Genomic DNA, 2,232 nt, shown 5'->3' with positions numbered 1-2,232 from the left:
GCGATCCTGTGCTGGCTCGAAGCCGAAGCCGCCGGACAAGGGGCCGACGGTCTCTATCTGCTCACGACCTCGGCCGCCGCCTTCTTCCAGCGACACGGCTATTCGGTCGCCCTTCGGTCAGCCGCGCCGCCCTCAGTCGCCGCCTCCCGGCAGTTCAGCGGCCTGTGCCCGGCCTCGGCGGCCTTCATGTTCAAGGAACTGCGCGCCCGATGACCCGCCTTCGCGACCTGCCTGATCCCGACCACCTGCCCGCGCTCGACCCAGCTTATCTGTCCAGCCGCCCCGCGCTCGGCCTCGGCCCGCACGATCATCCGCCCCGCATCCTGCTGCTCTACGGCTCACTGCGCGACCGCTCCTATTCCCGGCTATGCGTCGAGGAGGCCGCTCGCCTGCTGCGCTTCATGGGCTGCGAAACGCGCATCTTCGATCCGTCCGACCTGCCGCTGACCGATCAGGTCGACTACGACGATCATCCCGCCGTCCACGAACTGCGCGAGCATGCCCTGTGGTCGGAGGGCATGGTCTGGAGCAGCCCCGAACGCCACGGCCAGATTTCGGGGATCATGAAGCTTCAGATCGATCACCTGCCGCTGAGCATGGGCGGTATGCGCCCGACTCAGGGCCGCACCCTTGCCGTCATGCAGGTCTCCGGCGGCTCGCAGAGTTTCAACGCGGTCAACACCCTGCGCCTGCTCGGCCGCTGGATGCGGATGATCACCATCCCCAACCAGTCCAGCGTCGCCAAGGCCTTCCTGGAGTTCGACGACGACGGCCGCATGAAGCCGTCCAGCTACTACGATCGCATCGTCGATGTGATGGAGGAACTGGTGCGCTTCACCGTCTTGACGCGGTGGCACGCAGGTCAGTTGGTGGATCGCTATTCCGAGCGAAAGGCGTCGGGCGTGCCGATCGATGCGGCCAATGACCTGTCAGCGATCGCGATCAGGTCTGCGTAGCATCAGACTGGATTGCTGGAGAATGGCCACGGAAATCAGCGGCGAATCCAAAGCAGCCCACAGACGCCTGAGCGCGCCCCTGACCGGCTCGCCGGCAGAGGTCTTCGCGGTCTTCCTCAAACTCGGCCTCACGTCGTTCGGCGGCCCCGTCGCGCACCTCGGCTATTTCCGGAACGAGTTGGTCGCTCGACGCCGTTGGATCGATGAAGCCGGATACGCCGACCTGGTCGCCATGTGCCAATTCCTGCCAGGGCCGGCCTCCAGCCAAGTGGGCTACGCCTTGGGCTTGTGGCGCGCCGGCCCATTGGGTGGCGTTGCGGCATGGTGCGCCTTCACGCTGCCGTCCGCCGCGCTTCTGGTCTTGTTCGCCATGGGCGCAGCCTCGCTCCACGGGCCAGTTGGAATGGGCCTGCTTCATGGACTGAAGCTGGTGGCCGTGGCTGTGGTCGCTCAGGCGGTCTGGGGGATGGCCCGCACCCTGACCCCTGATTGGCAAAGAGCAGTCATCGGCCTAGCCGCTGTTGTAATCCTGATGTTGCTCGGCGGAGCGACAGGCCAGATCGTCGCTATCGTCCTCGGCGGTCTGGCGGGGCTGCGCCTTTGCCGCACGACGACCGCCGCGCCAGGGGCGACTGCAAGCTTCCCGATTTCACGGCGCGCCGGCGCAGGGGCCCTGGTCCTGTTCCTTCTGCTTCTGGCGGGCCTACCGCTCGCCTCCATGGCGACAGGGTTCCACGGCGTCGCCTTGCTGGACGTCTTCTATCGAGCCGGCGCCTTCGTTTTCGGAGGCGGTCACGTCGTTCTGCCCCTGCTCGAAGAAGGCGTGGTGCAGCCCGGCTGGATCGATTCCAATGGCTTTCTTGCGGGCTATGGCGCAGCCCAAGCCGTCCCGGGGCCGCTTTTCACCTTCGCCGCCTATCTGGGCGCCGTGATGGAGCCTTCTCCGAATGGACTCGCTGGGGCCGCCCTTTGTCTCGTGGCGATCTTCGCGCCGGGATTGCTGCTGGTGACAGGCGTGCTGCCGTTCTGGAGCCTGCTGCGCGCCCGACCGGCGGCCCAGGCGGCGATGCGCGGTGCGAACGCGGCGGTCGTCGGCATTCTCGCTTTCGCCCTCTATACCCCAGTAGGAACCAGCGCGATCCTGAGTCCGATCGACTTCCTCGTGGCGCTGGCCGGCTTCGTTCTGTTGACGGTGTGGAAGTGCACACCATGGATAGTCGTTGCCCTGACCGCCGCAAGCGGGGTCGCCTTCGCACTGATCTGAGCCGAGCCCGCG

Annotated in this window: 2 protein-coding genes and 1 pseudogene; all 3 read left to right on the top strand. The window is 66.5% G+C overall.

Translation table 11 applies throughout. The features are described from left to right. Positions 1-213: pseudogene (locus ACU5AP_RS16145) on the top strand (arsenic resistance N-acetyltransferase ArsN2); the annotation flags it as partial. Next, the gene (arsH, locus tag ACU5AP_RS16140) at positions 210-956 is read left to right on the top strand and encodes an arsenical resistance protein ArsH (RefSeq protein WP_003163810.1); all 747 of its coding nucleotides are present in this window, start codon (positions 210-212) and stop codon (positions 954-956) included. The pseudogene ACU5AP_RS16145 and the gene arsH, both read left to right, overlap by 4 nt. A 22-nt stretch (positions 957-978) precedes the next feature. Next, positions 979-2,220: a chromate efflux transporter gene (gene chrA / locus ACU5AP_RS16135; protein WP_003163811.1), complete on the top strand. Its 1,242-nt coding sequence runs from the start codon at positions 979-981 to the stop codon at positions 2,218-2,220. Positions 2,221-2,232 lie beyond the last annotated feature (12 nt).

It is taken from the genome of Brevundimonas sp. RM1 (assembly GCF_052907225.1).
This window is presented reverse-complemented; position numbering and strand designations above follow the sequence as displayed.